The organism is Variovorax sp. GW821-FHT10B04, from assembly GCF_059415645.1.
On sequence record NZ_JBWKNQ010000017.1, the window covers coordinates 134,649 to 148,998 of the forward strand.

Here is a 14,350-nt window from a genome sequence, read left to right on the forward strand (position 1 = left end):
TCGATAATACGGGGATGTCAGCCATACAACTCTCCCCTGCGCAGCGCAAGGTGCATCGCGCCGAAGCCCATCACCTCGATCCGATCGTCATGGTCGGTGGCGACGGGCTCACGCCAGCCGTCAAGAAGGAGGTCGATTCCGCACTCAAGGCGCACGGCCTGATCAAGGTTCGTGTGTTCTCCGATGACCGTGCGGCACGCGAGGCCATGCTGACCGAACTGGCCGACGAACTCGGCGCCGCGCCGATCCAGCACATCGGCAAGCTGCTGGTGCTGTGGCGCCCCAAGGTCGAGAAAGAGCGTGTCGTGGACGAAGACCGGATGCCCGGCCCGCGCGACGTCAAGGTGCTCAAGTACAGCAAGCGCGGTGGCCAGCGCCCCGAGATCAAGACCCTGCGCGTGCTGGGCAACCAGCGTCTCACGCCGGGTGGCACCATCAAGCGTGCCAAGGCCAAGCGTCCCCTGTCGGCCAAGAAGCGCAACCAGGCGGACTGAGGCCGGTGACAGCGCAGCGCCACATTCTCTGCATGAAGTGGGGCACCAAGTACGGCCCCGACTACGTCAACCGGCTCTACGCGATGGTGCGCCGGCATTTGGCGGGCGACTTCAGCTTCGTCTGCCTCACGGACGACGGCGCCGGGATCCGGCCCGAGGTCACCTGCCTGCCGATTCCGTCGCTGAATCTGCAGCTGGCACCGGGTCAGCGCGATGGCGCGTGGAAGAAGCTCACGACCTTCGAGAACGATCTGCACGGGTTGCGTGGCACGGCCTTGTTTCTCGATCTGGACGTGGTCATCGTCGGAAACCTCGACGCCTTCTTTGAACAGCCAGGCGAGTTCCTGATCATCCACGACTACGCCCGCCCCTGGCGAACCGAGCGGATCACTGGAAACTCGTCGGTGTATCGCTTCGAGCTGGGGGCGCATGCCGACGTGCTGGCGCATTTCCGCACGCATATGGACGAGGTGCAGGCCCGGTTCCGCAACGAACAGGCCTATCTGTCCGATTTTCTGCATCGCCAGGGCAAGCTTCAGTACTGGCCGGACGCCTGGTGCCCCAGCTTCAAGTACCACGGCATACCGACATGGCCGACGAACTACTGGCGCGAGCCTTTCGTACCTGAGGACGCCCGCATCATGGTGTTCCACGGCGAATGCAATCCGCCGGACGCGCTCGCGGGGCGTCGCAACCGGGCCTTCCGCTTCATCCGGCCCGCACGCTGGGTCGCGAAGTACTGGACGAGCTGATCAGCCCTTGCGGCTGCTCATGCGCCAGAGCAGGGAGCCGGCACAGAGCCACTGGCACAGATACATGCCGCTGCCCGCCGCGTGCCAGAACTTGAGGCTGTCGCGCGCCAGGATATGAGGGGCCGCAACGTATTGCTGAAGCAGGGCCAGCAGCATGCCGGCCAGGACGAGGAACAATCCGGCAAGAACCGGCCTGTCGAAGCCCGCGTCACCCCTCGAACGAAAATACATGAGCAGGATCAGGCCGCAACCCAGTGCGATCCAGGTTTGCGCCGCGAACAGCTGGCCTGCGAAATTACCCGCCACGGAAGGATTTCCCAGGCGAGCGAACAGCATCGGTACAACCAGAAAGCCGATCGTGGTGAGGCTTCCCCACCACAAGGAAGCCAGCAACAACGCGATCCGATCCTTCATGCCGCGCCCGGTCAGATGTAGCTGACCGCGACGATCTCGTAGTGCTTCAGCCCGCCGGGCGCCTGCACTTCAGCGGTGTCGCCCTCTTCCTTGCCGATCAATGCGCGTGCGATGGGGCTCGAAATGTTGATCAAGCCGAGCTTCAGGTCGGCTTCGTCTTCGCCGACGATCTGGTACTTGACCGTGTCACCGGTGCTTTCTTCCTCGAGCTCGACGGTCGAGCCGAAGACGATCTTGCCGCCCGCATCCAGTGCGGTCGGATCAATGATCTGTGCGGCAGAAAGCTTGCCTTCGATCTCCTGAATTCGGCCTTCGATGAAGCCCTGGCGGTCCTTGGCGACTTCGTATTCGGCGTTTTCACTCAGGTCGCCCTGCGCGCGCGCTTCGGAAATCGCGTTGATGACCCAGGGACGGTCCACCGTCTTCAGGCGATGCAGTTCTTCGCGCAGCTTCTCAGCGCCGCGCTTGGTCACGGGAATGGTTGCCATGTTCTTGTTCTCCAGAAAGCGAAATCGCCGAACGCTACCGTTCGGCGATGTATGAGGGGACGTGCTCAGACGAGCGAACGTCCGGTCAGCCGGCTCAGGATGGCGAGCGGGCTCGACTTGGGATTGTATTGCCTCGCCGCGGGCAGATGAAGGGTCTGCTCGAGCATGTACTGACCCGACATCACGGCGTGCGAGGTCTGATCGGAAAAGCAGACCCAGACGGATCCGGCCGGAAAAGGCACCGTCTGCTGAGGGCCATTCTGCTGATACGCCAGGTCGGCCTTCATCGCGTCGTGCAACTGAAGCATCAGATGGTCGTATTCGCTGCGCAGCGACTTGGTCACCCGCAAGGCACGCAGCAATTTCGCCTGCCAGCCGACATAGGGTTTGACGCGCGGCAGAAAACGCCGTGCGACATCCTCGAATGGCTCGCCGACACGCCATACACGCGGCGTGCCTGCGGGATTCACGTTGGTGAATACGCGCAGGATGCGTTCGCCATGGTTCGGTCGCGACGGGAAAGCGTCGACGTGCATTCGCTTGTCATCGGCACGCCACGACTGGACGCGTGTCTCGACTTGCGCCGGACGGTAGCTGGTCGGTGCCAGCCGCAAAGCCGGTGTGTAGTGCGGCAGCAGGCTGTGGATCAACTGCTGCGCCTGCGCGCGGAAGCGCCCAACCATGTCCGCCGCGGCCCGCTGCACCGCCTCATCGCCGGCCACGCCCTTGATGCGACCCTGGGCGTCCAGGCTGATGTTTCGCACCTTTGGCGCCAGCAGGGCCGGCGTCAGGAGTTCATGCTCGCGGCCCTGCAGCTCGAAGCCCAGCCGTGGAAAGACCAGCACCTTGCCGGCTTCGAGCGCCGTGATCCATGCCTCGTTGGGCGCGGCGGCGTTCCAGTCGTCCAGGTCGAGTTCGACGAGCTGCGAGTCCATGGCGATGCTCAGACCTGCTCGAGCTGAGCGTGCATTTCCTGCACCGAGATCACGCCCAGTTCATCCATGTGCTGCATCCCTTCCACCGCGGCTTCCGCGCCGAAGATGGTGGTGTACGTGGTCACACGGGCCTGGAGTGCCGAGGTGCGGATCAGCCGCGAATCGGTGATCGCGTTGCGGCGCTCCTCGACCGTGTTGATGACCAGCGCAATCTCGTTGTTCTTGATCATGTCCACGATGTGCGGACGGCCTTCGGTCACCTTGTTGACCAGCGCGCAAGGGATGCCAGCTGCCACGATGGCCGCGGTCGTGCCTTTGGTCGCGATCAGTTCGAAGCCGAGCTTGACCAAGCCACGCGCTACGTCGACGGCGCGCGCCTTGTCGTTGTTCTTCACCGAGATGAAGACCTTGCCCGACTTCGGCAGCACCGTGCCGGCACCCAGTTGCGACTTGACGAAGGCCTCGCCGAAGGTCTTGCCCACGCCCATGACTTCGCCGGTCGACTTCATCTCGGGGCCGAGGATCGTGTCGACGCCAGGGAACTTCACGAACGGGAACACGGCTTCCTTGACGCTGAAGTACGGCGGCGTCACCTCCTTGGTGATGCCCTGCGACTTCAGCGACTGTCCGGCCATGCAGCGTGCCGCGACCTTGGCCAGCTGGATGCCGGTCGCCTTGCTCACGTAAGGCACGGTGCGCGACGCGCGCGGGTTCACTTCGAGCACGTAGATGACGTCCTTGCCATCCTTCTGCTGGATCGCGAACTGCACGTTCATCAGCCCGATCACGTTGAGCGCGTCAGCCATGGCTGCGCTCTGGCGCTTCAGCTCGGCGACGGTGTCCGCGTTCAGGCTGTAGGGCGGCAGCGAACAGGCCGAATCGCCCGAGTGCACGCCAGCCTGCTCGATGTGCTCCATCACGCCACCGATCAGCGTCTGGCCGTCGGCATCGCGAATGCAGTCGACGTCGCACTCGACCGCATCGTTCAGGAAACGGTCGAGCAGCACGGGCGAATCGTTGCTGACCTTGACTGCTTCGCGCATGTAGCGCTCCAGGTCGCGCTGCTCGTGGACGATTTCCATTGCACGGCCGCCGAGCACGTAGCTCGGGCGCACGACCAGCGGATAACCCAGTGCAGCAGCCTTCTCGAGCGCCTCGGGCTCGGCGCGCGCCGTCGCGTTCGGCGGCTGGCGCAGGCCGAGCGTGTGCAGCAGCTGCTGGAAACGCTCGCGGTCTTCGGCCGCATCGATCATGTCCGGCGAGGTGCCGATGATCGGCACGCCGTTGGCTTCCAGGTCGAGCGCGAGCTTCAGCGGCGTCTGGCCGCCGTACTGCACGATCACGCCGAGCGGCTTTTCCTTGTCGACGATCTCGAGCACGTCTTCGAGCGTCAGCGGCTCGAAGTACAGGCGGTCGGAGGTGTCGTAGTCGGTCGACACGGTCTCGGGATTGCAGTTGACCATGATGGTCTCGTAGCCGTCCTCGCGCATCGCGAGCGCGGCATGCACGCAGCAATAGTCGAACTCGATGCCCTGGCCGATGCGGTTCGGGCCGCCACCGAGAACCATGATCTTCTTCTTGTCCGTCGGATCGGCCTCGCACTCGTCCTCGTAGGTCGAGTACATGTACGCGGTATTGGTCGCGAATTCGGCAGCGCAGGTATCGACGCGCTTGTAGACCGGGCGGACGCCCAGCGCGCGGCGCTTCTCGCGCACCGCGGTGTCGGTGGTCTTGAGCTGCTTGGCGAGACGACGATCGGAAAAGCCCTTCTTCTTCAGCGCAAGCAACGTGTCCCGGTCGATGTCGTCGAGCGACGTGGTTTCCAGTTCGAGCTCGATCTTCACGATCTCCTCGATCTGCACCAGGAACCACGGATCGATCTTGGTCAGCGCGAACACTTCATCCACGCTCAGGCCCATGGCGAAGGCATCGCCGACGTACCAGATGCGCTCGGGTCCGGGCTCGCCGAGTTCCTTCTCGAGCACTTCGCGGTCCTGCGTCTTCTCGTTCAGGCCGTCGACGCCGACTTCGAGCCCGCGCAGCGCCTTCTGGAACGACTCCTGGAAGGTGCGGCCCATGGCCATCACCTCGCCCACCGATTTCATCTGCGTCGTCAGGCGCGAATCGGCCTGCGGGAATTTCTCGAAGGCGAAGCGCGGGATCTTGGTGACGACGTAGTCGATCGACGGCTCGAACGACGCCGGCGTCGCGCCGCCGGTGATGTCGTTGCGCAGTTCGTCGAGCGTGTAGCCGACGGCCAGCTTGGCCGCGACCTTGGCGATCGGAAAACCGGTGGCCTTGGAAGCCAGTGCAGACGAACGCGACACGCGCGGATTCATCTCGATGACGACCATCCGGCCGTCCTTCGGATTGATGGAGAACTGCACGTTCGAGCCGCCGGTGTCGACGCCGATCTCGCGCAGCACGGCCAGCGAGGCATTGCGCAGGATCTGGTATTCCTTGTCGCTGAGCGTCTGGGCCGGTGCGACCGTGATCGAGTCGCCGGTGTGCACGCCCATCGGATCCAGGTTCTCGATCGAGCAGACGATGATGCAGTTGTCCGCCTTGTCGCGGACCACTTCCATCTCGTATTCCTTCCAGCCGAGCAGCGATTCCTCGATCAGCAGCTCGTTGGTCGGCGAGGCTTCGAGGCCGCGCTTGCAGATGGTCTCGAACTCTTCCGGGTTGTACGCGATACCGCCGCCGGTGCCGCCGAGCGTGAAGCTCGGCCGGATCACGGTCGGGAAACCGACGGTCCGCTGCACGGCCCAGGCTTCTTCCATCGAGTGCGCGATGCCGGAGCGGGCCGAGCCCAGTCCGATCTTGGTCATCGCGTCCTTGAATTTCAGGCGGTCTTCGGCCTTGTCGATGGCCTCGGGGGTCGCACCGATCAGTTCGACCTGGTACTTGCCCAGCACGCCGTGGCGCCACAGGTCGAGCGCGCAGTTCAGCGCGGTCTGGCCACCCATGGTCGGCAGGATGGCATCCGGACGTTCCTTGGCGATGATCTTTTCGACCGTCTGCCAAGTGATCGGCTCGATGTAGGTGACGTCGGCCGTGGCCGGGTCGGTCATGATCGTCGCCGGGTTGCTGTTGATCAGGATGACTTTGTAGCCCTCCTCGCGCAGCGCCTTGCAGGCCTGGACGCCCGAATAGTCGAACTCGCAGGCCTGGCCGATGATGATCGGGCCGGCGCCGATGATGAGGATGCTTTTGAGGTCTGTGCGCTTAGGCATTCTTGTTCCCTGTCTTGTGCTTTTCCATCAGTGCCGTGAAGCGGTCGAACAGATAGCCGATGTCGTGCGGGCCGGGCGAGGCTTCCGGATGGCCCTGGAAGCAGAAAGCCGGCTTGTCGGTGCGCGCCAGGCCCTGCAGCGTGTTGTCGAACAGGCTGATGTGCGTCGGGCGCAGATTGGCCGACAGCGACTTCTCGTCGACCGCGAAGCCGTGGTTCTGGCTGGTGATGCTCACACGGCCGTCGTCGAGGTCTTTCACCGGATGGTTCGCGCCGTGGTGGCCGAACTTCATCTTGAAAGTCTTTGCCCCCGAGGCGAGCGCCATGATCTGGTGGCCCAGGCAGATGCCGAAGGTCGGGATACCGGTCTCGATCAGTTCGCGCACGGCAGCAATCGCGTAGTCGCATGGTTCCGGGTCGCCGGGACCATTGGCCAGGAAGATGCCGTCCGGCTTGAGCTTGAGCACATCGGCCGCGGGCGTCTGCGCCGGCACCACCGTGATGCGCGCGCCGCGCTGCGCGATCATGCGCAGGATGTTCTTCTTGACGCCGTAATCGAAAGCCACGACGTGGAACTTCGGCGTGATCTGCACACCGTAGCCGGCGCCCAGCTTCCACTCGGTCTGGTTCCACTCGTACGCGTGCTGGACCGACACGACCTTGGCCAGATCCAGCCCGGCCATGCTTGGCGCGGCCTTGGCCGCCGCCACGGCCTTGTCGATCACGCTCTGATCGACGGACTCACCGGCCGCCAGGCCGACGATGCAGCCATTCTGGGCGCCATGGGTGCGCAGGTGGCGCGTGAGCTTGCGGGTGTCGATGTCGGCGATGGCGACCGTCTTGCCCTGGACGAGGTATTCGTTCAGCGTCGCACTCTTGCGGAAGTTCGATGCGACGAGCGGCAGGTCCTTGATGATCAGCCCTGCGGCATGGATCTTGTCGGCTTCGATATCTTCACCGTTGACGCCGTAGTTGCCGATGTGCGGATACGTGAGGGTCACGATCTGCTGGCAATAGCTCGGGTCGGTGAGGATTTCCTGGTAGCCGGTCATCGCGGTGTTGAACACCACTTCGCCGACGGTGGAGCCCGTGGCTCCGATCGAATTGCCGAGAAAGACCGTGCCGTCTGCGAGCGCCAGGATGGCGGGAGGAAAAGCTCCCTTGAGAGACAAAAGCACTGGGTTCTCCGGATGGATGACGCCCAAAGCGAACCCAAGGAGCCCAAATGAGATTGGGGGGCTGCGGCTTTCGTCGAGGGGTAGGCTTGTGTGCGCTGTGGGCGGGGTGTGGGGGAAAGCCCCCGATTATAACCGGCGGCGCTTATGAATCCGCCAGAACCGCACCACTGGCGTGCAGGCATATCGCTGCCGCAGCGGCCACGTTGAGCGACTCCTCCCCGCCTGGCTGCGCAATCCGTATGTGATGAGTGGCTCGGGCCTCGAGTGCAGCCGACACGCCCTGCCCTTCATGGCCCATCAACCAGGCACAGGGATGAGGCAGCGTGGCGCGATGCAACCACTCGCCTCGGTGCGAGCTGGTTGCAACCATTGGCACGGTGAGTGCATCGAGCGCGCCAAGATCGACGCCCTCGATGAGTTGCAGACCGAAATGCGCGCCCATGCCCGCGCGCAGCACCTTGGGTGCCCACAGCGCCGCCGTGCCCTTGAGCGCCACGATCTGGGTGAAGCCGAAGGCGGCTGCGCTGCGAAGGATCGAACCGACGTTCCCCGCGTCCTGCAGGCGATCGAGGACAACCGTCGGCACGTCTGGCAGCAAGTCCGGACGCATCGGCAGGTGCAGCACGAAACCCATCGGCGCAGGCGATTCCAAGCCGCTGACGCCCGCCAGCAGTGCATCGTCGACGACGGCGATCTTGTCGGCTGCATCGGCCCATTCGAAGCGCGAGGAAGCCCAGAAGGACGCCGAAAAGACCGCCAGCGCGGGCCTCACGCCGCGTTGACGCGCCGCGCGGCAAAGATGATCGCCCTCGAGCCAGATCCGCCCGAGCTTTCGGTAGGCCCCCGGATCTTGCGAGAGCTTGCGCAAGTCCTTCAACAGCGGGTTGTCCCGGGACTGGATCTGCGTCGTGTGGGGCGCACTCACGATTGCACCCAGACTTCGCGCTGGACGCCTTGGTCGGTGCCGGCCATCGTCATGTCGATGGCGGGCGCCACGACCATCAGAGCGACGGGCTGTGCGGCCATCCGCGCCAGCGCCGCCGCGACCGGGCTGAAAGACCGACGATGGTGATGGCAGGCGCCATGGCGCACCAGCGCATCGAGATGTTCCGGCGTGCCATAGCCCTTGTGGCCGGCAAAACCGTACTGCGGAAACTCCGCGTGAAGCTGTTCGCAGAGCTTGTCCCGATATACCTTGGCAATGATCGACGCAGCGGAAATGGCCTTGACCCTCGAATCGCCCTTGACGATCGCCTCGGCCAGGACGTCGAGCTTCGGCAGCCGGTTCCCGTCGACCAGCACCTTGGCTGGCTTCAGCCGCAGGCCTTCCACCGCGCGTCGCATGGCCAGCATCGTCGCCTGCAGGATGTTGTGGGTGTCGATTTCTTCGACGCTGGCCTGCGCGATCGAGCAGCACAGCGCCTTGGCCAGGATCTGCTCGTTGAGCCGCTCGCGTTGCAGTGCGGTCAGCGTCTTCGAATCAGCAAGGCCGCGGATCGGCCGTTTGTCGTCCAGGATGACGGCTGCAGCCACGACGGGCCCGGCCAGCGGGCCTCGGCCGGCCTCGTCCACACCGGCCAGCAGGCCCGGCGCATCCCAGACCAGCGCAGCCTGCTCAGCCTTCAAGAACTTTTTGGATCGCATCGGCGCACAGTGTCGGCGTATCGCGCAGCAATTCCGCATGCAGCGCTGTAAATCGTTGTTGCAGCGCCTGCACCTTGTCGGGCTGTGCCAGCCACGCGAGCGTGGCGTCGGCCAAGGCCTCGGGCGTCGCCGCCTCCTGCAACAGCTCCGGCACCACGAAATCGCGGCACAGGATATTCGGCAAGCCGACCCATGGTTGCAACTGCTGGCGATGCATCAGATGCCAGGACACCCGGTTCATGTTGTAGGCGATGACCATCGGCCGCTTGAACAATGCGGCTTCGAGCGTCGCCGTGCCACTGGCGATCAACGTGGCGTCACAGGCTGCGAGCGCAACGTGCGACTGTCCGTCGAGCAGCAGTACACGCCCTTCCATGCCGCTTGCCTTCAGCAGTTGCTCGACCTCGACCCGCAGGCTCGGGATCACCGGCGCAACGAAGCGGATGCCCGGCTGCCGCTTGGCCATCAGCGCCGCAGCCTGGAAGAAGCGTGCGGCCAGGTAACGAACTTCGGAGCGGCGGCTGCCTGGGAGCAGCGCGATCACCGGCGCCTCGCCGTCGAGTCCGAGGCGCGCGCGCGCGGCGTCGCGGTCGGGCGCCATCGGGATCACGTTGGCCAGCGGGTGCCCGACATAGCTCGCGGCGACGCCCTGCTCGGCCAGCAACGCGGGCTCGAACGGGAAGATGCACAACACATGGTCGGCTGCCGCACGGATCTTTTCGATGCGATCCGGACGCCACGCCCAGATCGACGGGCAGACGAAATGCACCGTCTTGATGCCTCGTCCGCGCAAGCCGCTTTCGAGGTCGAGATTGAAATCCGGCGCATCGACGCCGATGAACAGCGCCGGCCATTCGCGCAGCAGGCGGGCCTTGAGCTGGCGCCGGATACCGGCGATCTCGGCATAGTGCCGGAGCACTTCGATGTAGCCGCGGACGGCGAGTTTTTCCTGCGGCCACCAGCTCTCGAAGCCGCGCGCCAGCATCTGCGGACCGCCGATGCCGACGGCCTTCATGTCCGGCCAGCGTGCTTGCAGACCATCGAGCAGCAGCCCGGCCAACAAGTCGCCCGAGGGCTCTCCGGCGACCAGCGAAAACTGCCGCTGTGTAACTGGCATCGGTGACTCAGCGCGCGATGCCGCGAGTGGAATTCGAGAGGAAAGCGCTCATCACCGCCACGTCGTCGGCGGCCTCGGGCACATCCGTACCGAGCGCGTCGATCGCCCGGCGCGCTTCGTCGAGCGTGCTGCCTTGGCGATACAGCAGCTTGTGCATCTGCTTCACTGCAGCAATGCGTGCCGGCGAGAAGTCGCGTCTTCGCAGACCGACGATATTGAAGCCCCGGACGGCCAGGGGATTGCCGTCCACGAGCATGAACGGAGGGACGTCCTGGCTCACGGCGCTGGCGAATCCGACCATCGCATGCGCGCCGATCGACACGAATTGATGGATACCGGTCAGTCCGCCAACCGTGACCCAGTCGGCCAGGTGCACGTGCCCGGCCAGCGTCGTGTTGTTGGACAGCGTGGTGTGGTTGTCGACGCGGCAGTCATGGGCGATGTGGGTGTACGCCATGATCCAGTTGTCGTCGCCTACCCGCGTCACGCCCCCTGCGCCCGGCACGCCCAGATTGAACGTACAGAATTCGCGAATCGTGTTGCGATCGCCGATCAGCAGTTCCGTCGGTTCGCCTGCATATTTCTTGTCCTGCGGCACGGCGCCAAGCGAGGCGAACTGGAAAATGCGGTTGTCCTTGCCGATGGTCGTGCGGCCTTCGATCACGCAGTGCGCGCCGACCGTGGTTCCTGCACCGATCTTCACGTGCGAACCGATCACCGCGTACGGGCCTACGCTCACGGAGCTATCGAGCTGCGCGGCAGGATCGACGATGGCCGTGGGATGAACCTGTGTCATGCCTGGCCGGGCTTCAGCTGATTTGGCGCATGGCGCACATCAAGGTGGCCTCGCATGCGAGCTCCGACCCGACCAGCGCGCGCCCCTTGAACTTCGAGATACCAGCCTTCATGCGCTCGATCTCGACTTCCAGCGTCAACTGGTCACCGGGCTCGACCGGCCGCTTGAATCGGGCGCCGTCGATGGCGGCGAAGTAGTAGACGGTGTTGTCGTCCGGCACGATGTCCAATGAGTGGAACGACAGCAGTGCAGCAGCCTGCGCCATCGCTTCGAGCATCAGCACGCCCGGCATGACCGGGCGATGTGGAAAGTGGCCGTTGAAGAACGGTTCGTTCATCGTCACGTTCTTGAGGGCCGTGATGCACTTGCCCTTCTCCATCGAAAGAACACGGTCGACCAGCAGGAATGGGTACCGGTGAGGAAGCAGTTTGAGGATCTGATGGATGTCGAGCGTCGTCATGATTTCTTGTTCTGCAGCAACTGCTGTTCGAGTGCCTTGATGCGTTCACGCAGGCTGTGCAGTTGCTTGAGGGTGGCAGCGTTTTTTTCCCAGGCGGCATTGTCGTCGATGGGAAACATGCCGGTGTACTGGCCTGGCTTCAGGATGGAACGCGTTACCACTGTCGCGGCGGAGATATGGACGTTGTCTACGAGCGTCAGGTGGCCCAGAACGATCGCGCCGCCGCCCACCGTGCAACCAGCGCCGATCACGGCGCTTCCAGCCACGCCGACGCAGCCCGCCATGGCGGTGTTCCTGCCGATGTGCACGTTGTGCCCGATCTGAATCAGGTTATCCAGCTTCACACCGTCTTCGATGACGGTGTCTTCGAGCGCGCCACGGTCGATACAGGAGTTGGCACCGATCTCGACATCGTTGCCGATACGCACCGCACCCAACTGCTCGATCTTCACCCACGCACCTTGCGAAGGAGCCAGCCCGAAGCCATCCGCACCGACCACGACACCAGGATGCAGAAGGCAGCGCTCACCGATGCTGCAGTCCTCGCTGATGGTCACACGCGACTTCAGGACGGTGCCGGCGCCGATCCGGACGCCACGCTCTATCACGCACAAGGCGCCGATCTCGGCCGTCGGGTCGATATGAGCCTCTGGATCGATCACCGCACTGGGGTGAATGCGTACCGTCCCCGGTCTCTGGTGCGTTCGCTTCCACAACTGCGTGAGTCGCGCAAAGTAGAGGTATGGGTCAGGTGTGACGATGAACGCGCCCCGCTGTGCCGCTTCATCCTGCATCGCAGGCGAAACGATCACGCAACCCGCCTTCGAAGCAGCCAGTTCCTTGCGGTACTTGGGATGGCTCAGAAAGCTGAGCGCATCCTCCTGAGCGGTCTGCAGTGGCGCCAGTCGTTCGATTGAAAGTTCACCGCTGCCATGCAACTCGCCCCCAAGGGCGTCGACGATGGCGTCCAACCTCAATGCCACGCAAGCGGCCTTACTTGGCTGCGGCAGGCGCAGCTGGCGTCGTCGTCGGCGCTGTCAACGAAGCATTCAAGGCCTTGATGACCTTGTCGGTGATGTCGTGTTTGGGATTGATGTAGATCGCCTCTTGCAGAATCGCGTCATACTTTTCTGCCTCGGCCACCTGCTTCACCACACGGTTCGCGCGCTCATAGACCTGTTGCAGCTCCTCGTTCTTGCGTGCGTTCAGGTCTTCCTGAAATTCGCGGCGACGGCGCTGAAATTCGCGATCTTGATCGACCAGGGCACGCTGGCGAGCGACACGTTGGCTTTCTGCAAGCGTGGGCGCTTCGCGTTCGAATTTCTCGGATGCGGTCTTGAGCGCTTCACCCAGCGCCGCTACATCTTTTTCCCGCTTCAGGAACTCCGCTTCGAGCTTGGCTTGCGCAGCCTTCGCAGGCTGAGCCTCGCGCAACACACGATCCGGATTGACGAAGCCGATGCGGAAGGTTTCCGGGGCTTGCGTCTGCGCCTGCGCCGGCAACGCAGACAAAGCTCCCAACGGGATGAGCAATGCGCCTGCAACGCGGGACAAATAATTCATTAGAAAGATGTTCCGATCTGGAATTGGAAGCGTTGGATTCTATCCTTGTAGACCGGTTTGCTCGGGTCGGTCACAAGGTCCTCCTCGCTCTGGGAGCGGATGGGAATGGCATAGGCCAGCCGCAAGGGACCCAGCGGAGAAATCCAGCTGATGCCGAGGCCCGCCGACGCGCGAATCTTCTGTTGCGCCTTCCACTGCGCATCGCTCTGCTGCCCGCGTTCGGAAAACACGTTGCCAGCGTCGAAGAAGCCATACAGGCGCAGCGTGCGGTCATTGCCGGCGCCAGGGAATGGCGTGCTCAACTCCATGTTGAAGATCGCCTTCTTGGTGCCACCGAGCGCAGCCTCAGTGACGGCATCCCGCGGACCGAGCGAGTTCTGTTCAAACCCGCGAATCGATCCCAGGCCGCCCGCGTAGAAGTTCTTGAAAATGGGATAGGCCTCGTTGCCGATCGCCTTGCCGTAGCCCACCTCGCCGTTGACTGCAAGGGTGTACTGCTTGCTCAGCGGGAAGTACTGCTGATATTGATAGCTGGACTTGAGGTACTTCAGGTCGCCGCCAGCGCCCCACTCCACGTTGGCGCGTTGCAGCCGTCCACGCGTCGGCACCAGCGCGCTGTCGCGATCGTCGCGCGCCCAGCCGATCGTCAACGGGATGCCCCATTTGCTGTCGTCGGCACAAGTGACGTAGTTGGCTGCGCTGGTCGCACAACCAAAATAGTCGCGATAGGCTTGTGGCGTGTACTGCGCGATGTTCGTGCCGGGTTCGAAGATGAACTGCTCCAGCCCGATACCGAAGAAGACTGTATCCACTTCGCTGAACGGCACGCCAAACTTGATCGATCCGCCCTGGGTCACAAGCGAATAGTCGCCGTCAACCGTGTAGTACGGACGCGTGGTCTGGTGAAACACGCTAAGCGTGCGGGAGATCCCATCCTTGGTGAAGTACGGATCGGTCGCCGTCACAGAAATCGTTCGGTAGTACTTGCTCGTGTTGACCTGCAGGCCAAGGAAGTTGCCCGTGCCGAACACGTTTTCCTGAGAAATACCGAAGGTCAACGACACCTTCTCGGAGCTGGAATAGCCGGCGCCCAGTTGCAGCGTCCCGGTCGGCTTCTCCTTGACGTCGATCATCAGGTCGACCTGGTCGGGCGAGCCCGCCACTTCCTGCGTCTCCACGTTCACGTCCGTGAAGAAGCCCAGCCGGTCCACCCGGTCGCGCGACAGCTTGATCTTGTCGCCGTCGTACCAGCTCGCCTCGTACTGACGGAATTC

The 14,350-nt window shown here is 63.5% G+C and carries 15 protein-coding genes; 2 read left to right on the top strand and 13 right to left on the bottom strand.

The annotated features are described in order from the left end of the window. Positions 1–14 precede the first annotated feature (14 nt). Entirely contained in the window at positions 15–494 is a 480-nt protein-coding gene (locus AC07PZ_RS29745; protein WP_495298784.1) for a YhbY family RNA-binding protein, read from the top strand. A 32-nt stretch (positions 495–526) separates the two neighbouring features. After that, entirely contained in the window at positions 527–1,246 is a 720-nt protein-coding gene (locus tag AC07PZ_RS29750; RefSeq protein WP_495298802.1) for a glycosyltransferase, read from the top strand. On the opposite strand, the gene AC07PZ_RS29755 is transcribed toward AC07PZ_RS29750, so the two are convergent. The 13 genes from AC07PZ_RS29755 to bamA all read right to left on the bottom strand — a co-directional run. Next, positions 1,247–1,660 (bottom strand): DUF4149 domain-containing protein, encoded by a 414-nt coding sequence (locus AC07PZ_RS29755; protein WP_495298785.1) that lies wholly within the window; start codon positions 1,658–1,660, stop codon positions 1,247–1,249. It lies immediately after the preceding gene. Positions 1,661–1,671: 11 nt separating this feature from the next. Continuing rightward, positions 1,672–2,148 (bottom strand): transcription elongation factor GreA, encoded by a 477-nt coding sequence (gene greA, locus AC07PZ_RS29760; RefSeq protein ID WP_495298786.1) that lies wholly within the window; start codon positions 2,146–2,148, stop codon positions 1,672–1,674. Between the two features lie 65 nt (positions 2,149–2,213). Continuing rightward, positions 2,214–3,083 (bottom strand): Kdo hydroxylase KdoO, encoded by an 870-nt coding sequence (kdoO, locus tag AC07PZ_RS29765; RefSeq protein WP_495298787.1) that lies wholly within the window; start codon positions 3,081–3,083, stop codon positions 2,214–2,216. An 8-nt stretch (positions 3,084–3,091) separates the two neighbouring features. Then, positions 3,092–6,319: a carbamoyl-phosphate synthase large subunit gene (carB, locus tag AC07PZ_RS29770; RefSeq protein WP_495298788.1), complete on the bottom strand. Its 3,228-nt coding sequence runs from the start codon at positions 6,317–6,319 to the stop codon at positions 3,092–3,094. Continuing rightward, entirely contained in the window at positions 6,312–7,496 is a 1,185-nt protein-coding gene (gene carA / locus AC07PZ_RS29775; RefSeq protein WP_495298789.1) for a glutamine-hydrolyzing carbamoyl-phosphate synthase small subunit, read from the bottom strand. Before carA ends, carB begins: the two co-directional genes overlap by 8 nt. A 142-nt stretch (positions 7,497–7,638) precedes the next feature. Then, positions 7,639–8,421 carry a TrmH family RNA methyltransferase gene (locus AC07PZ_RS29780; protein WP_495298790.1) on the bottom strand — a complete coding sequence of 261 codons (783 nt, stop codon included), beginning with the start codon at positions 8,419–8,421 and terminating at the stop codon, positions 7,639–7,641. Continuing rightward, a complete protein-coding gene (rnhB, locus tag AC07PZ_RS29785; protein WP_495298791.1) occupies positions 8,418–9,140 on the bottom strand; it encodes a ribonuclease HII in 723 nt (240 codons plus the stop codon). Before rnhB ends, AC07PZ_RS29780 begins: the two co-directional genes overlap by 4 nt. Then, positions 9,112–10,257 carry a lipid-A-disaccharide synthase gene (gene lpxB, locus AC07PZ_RS29790; protein WP_495298792.1) on the bottom strand — a complete coding sequence of 382 codons (1,146 nt, stop codon included), beginning with the start codon at positions 10,255–10,257 and terminating at the stop codon, positions 9,112–9,114. The genes rnhB and lpxB overlap by 29 nt, the downstream gene beginning before the upstream one ends. Before the next feature lie 7 nt (positions 10,258–10,264). Beyond that, entirely contained in the window at positions 10,265–11,053 is a 789-nt protein-coding gene (gene lpxA, locus AC07PZ_RS29795) for an acyl-ACP--UDP-N-acetylglucosamine O-acyltransferase (protein ID WP_495298793.1), read from the bottom strand. 13 nt (positions 11,054–11,066) lie between these two features. Next, complete coding sequence (fabZ, locus tag AC07PZ_RS29800) at positions 11,067–11,513, bottom strand: 3-hydroxyacyl-ACP dehydratase FabZ (RefSeq protein WP_495298794.1); 447 nt, start codon at positions 11,511–11,513, stop codon at positions 11,067–11,069. Next, positions 11,510–12,496 carry a UDP-3-O-(3-hydroxymyristoyl)glucosamine N-acyltransferase gene (gene lpxD, locus AC07PZ_RS29805; protein WP_495298795.1) on the bottom strand — a complete coding sequence of 329 codons (987 nt, stop codon included), beginning with the start codon at positions 12,494–12,496 and terminating at the stop codon, positions 11,510–11,512. Before lpxD ends, fabZ begins: the two co-directional genes overlap by 4 nt. A 10-nt stretch (positions 12,497–12,506) precedes the next feature. Further along, complete coding sequence (locus AC07PZ_RS29810; protein ID WP_495298796.1) at positions 12,507–13,076, bottom strand: OmpH/Skp family outer membrane protein; 570 nt, start codon at positions 13,074–13,076, stop codon at positions 12,507–12,509. After that, a partial coding sequence (gene bamA / locus AC07PZ_RS29815) for an outer membrane protein assembly factor BamA (RefSeq protein ID WP_495298797.1) occupies positions 13,076–14,350 on the bottom strand: 1,275 nt, incomplete at its 5' end. The genes bamA and AC07PZ_RS29810, both read right to left, overlap by 1 nt.

Coding starts and splice junctions, on each gene's coding strand:
- fabZ (WP_495298794.1), bottom strand. CDS start 11,513: ATGACGACGCTCGACATCCATCAGATCCTCAAACTGCTTCCTCACCGG.
- lpxA (WP_495298793.1), bottom strand. CDS start 11,053: ATGACACAGGTTCATCCCACGGCCATCGTCGATCCTGCCGCGCAGCTC.
- AC07PZ_RS29745 (WP_495298784.1), top strand. CDS start 15: ATGTCAGCCATACAACTCTCCCCTGCGCAGCGCAAGGTGCATCGCGCC.
- AC07PZ_RS29755 (WP_495298785.1), bottom strand. CDS start 1,660: ATGAAGGATCGGATCGCGTTGTTGCTGGCTTCCTTGTGGTGGGGAAGC.
- greA (WP_495298786.1), bottom strand. CDS start 2,148: ATGGCAACCATTCCCGTGACCAAGCGCGGCGCTGAGAAGCTGCGCGAA.
- AC07PZ_RS29810 (WP_495298796.1), bottom strand. CDS start 13,076: ATGAATTATTTGTCCCGCGTTGCAGGCGCATTGCTCATCCCGTTGGGA.
- lpxB (WP_495298792.1), bottom strand. CDS start 10,257: ATGCCAGTTACACAGCGGCAGTTTTCGCTGGTCGCCGGAGAGCCCTCG.
- rnhB (WP_495298791.1), bottom strand. CDS start 9,140: ATGCGATCCAAAAAGTTCTTGAAGGCTGAGCAGGCTGCGCTGGTCTGG.
- AC07PZ_RS29750 (WP_495298802.1), top strand. CDS start 527: ATGAAGTGGGGCACCAAGTACGGCCCCGACTACGTCAACCGGCTCTAC.
- kdoO (WP_495298787.1), bottom strand. CDS start 3,083: ATGGACTCGCAGCTCGTCGAACTCGACCTGGACGACTGGAACGCCGCC.
- carB (WP_495298788.1), bottom strand. CDS start 6,319: ATGCCTAAGCGCACAGACCTCAAAAGCATCCTCATCATCGGCGCCGGC.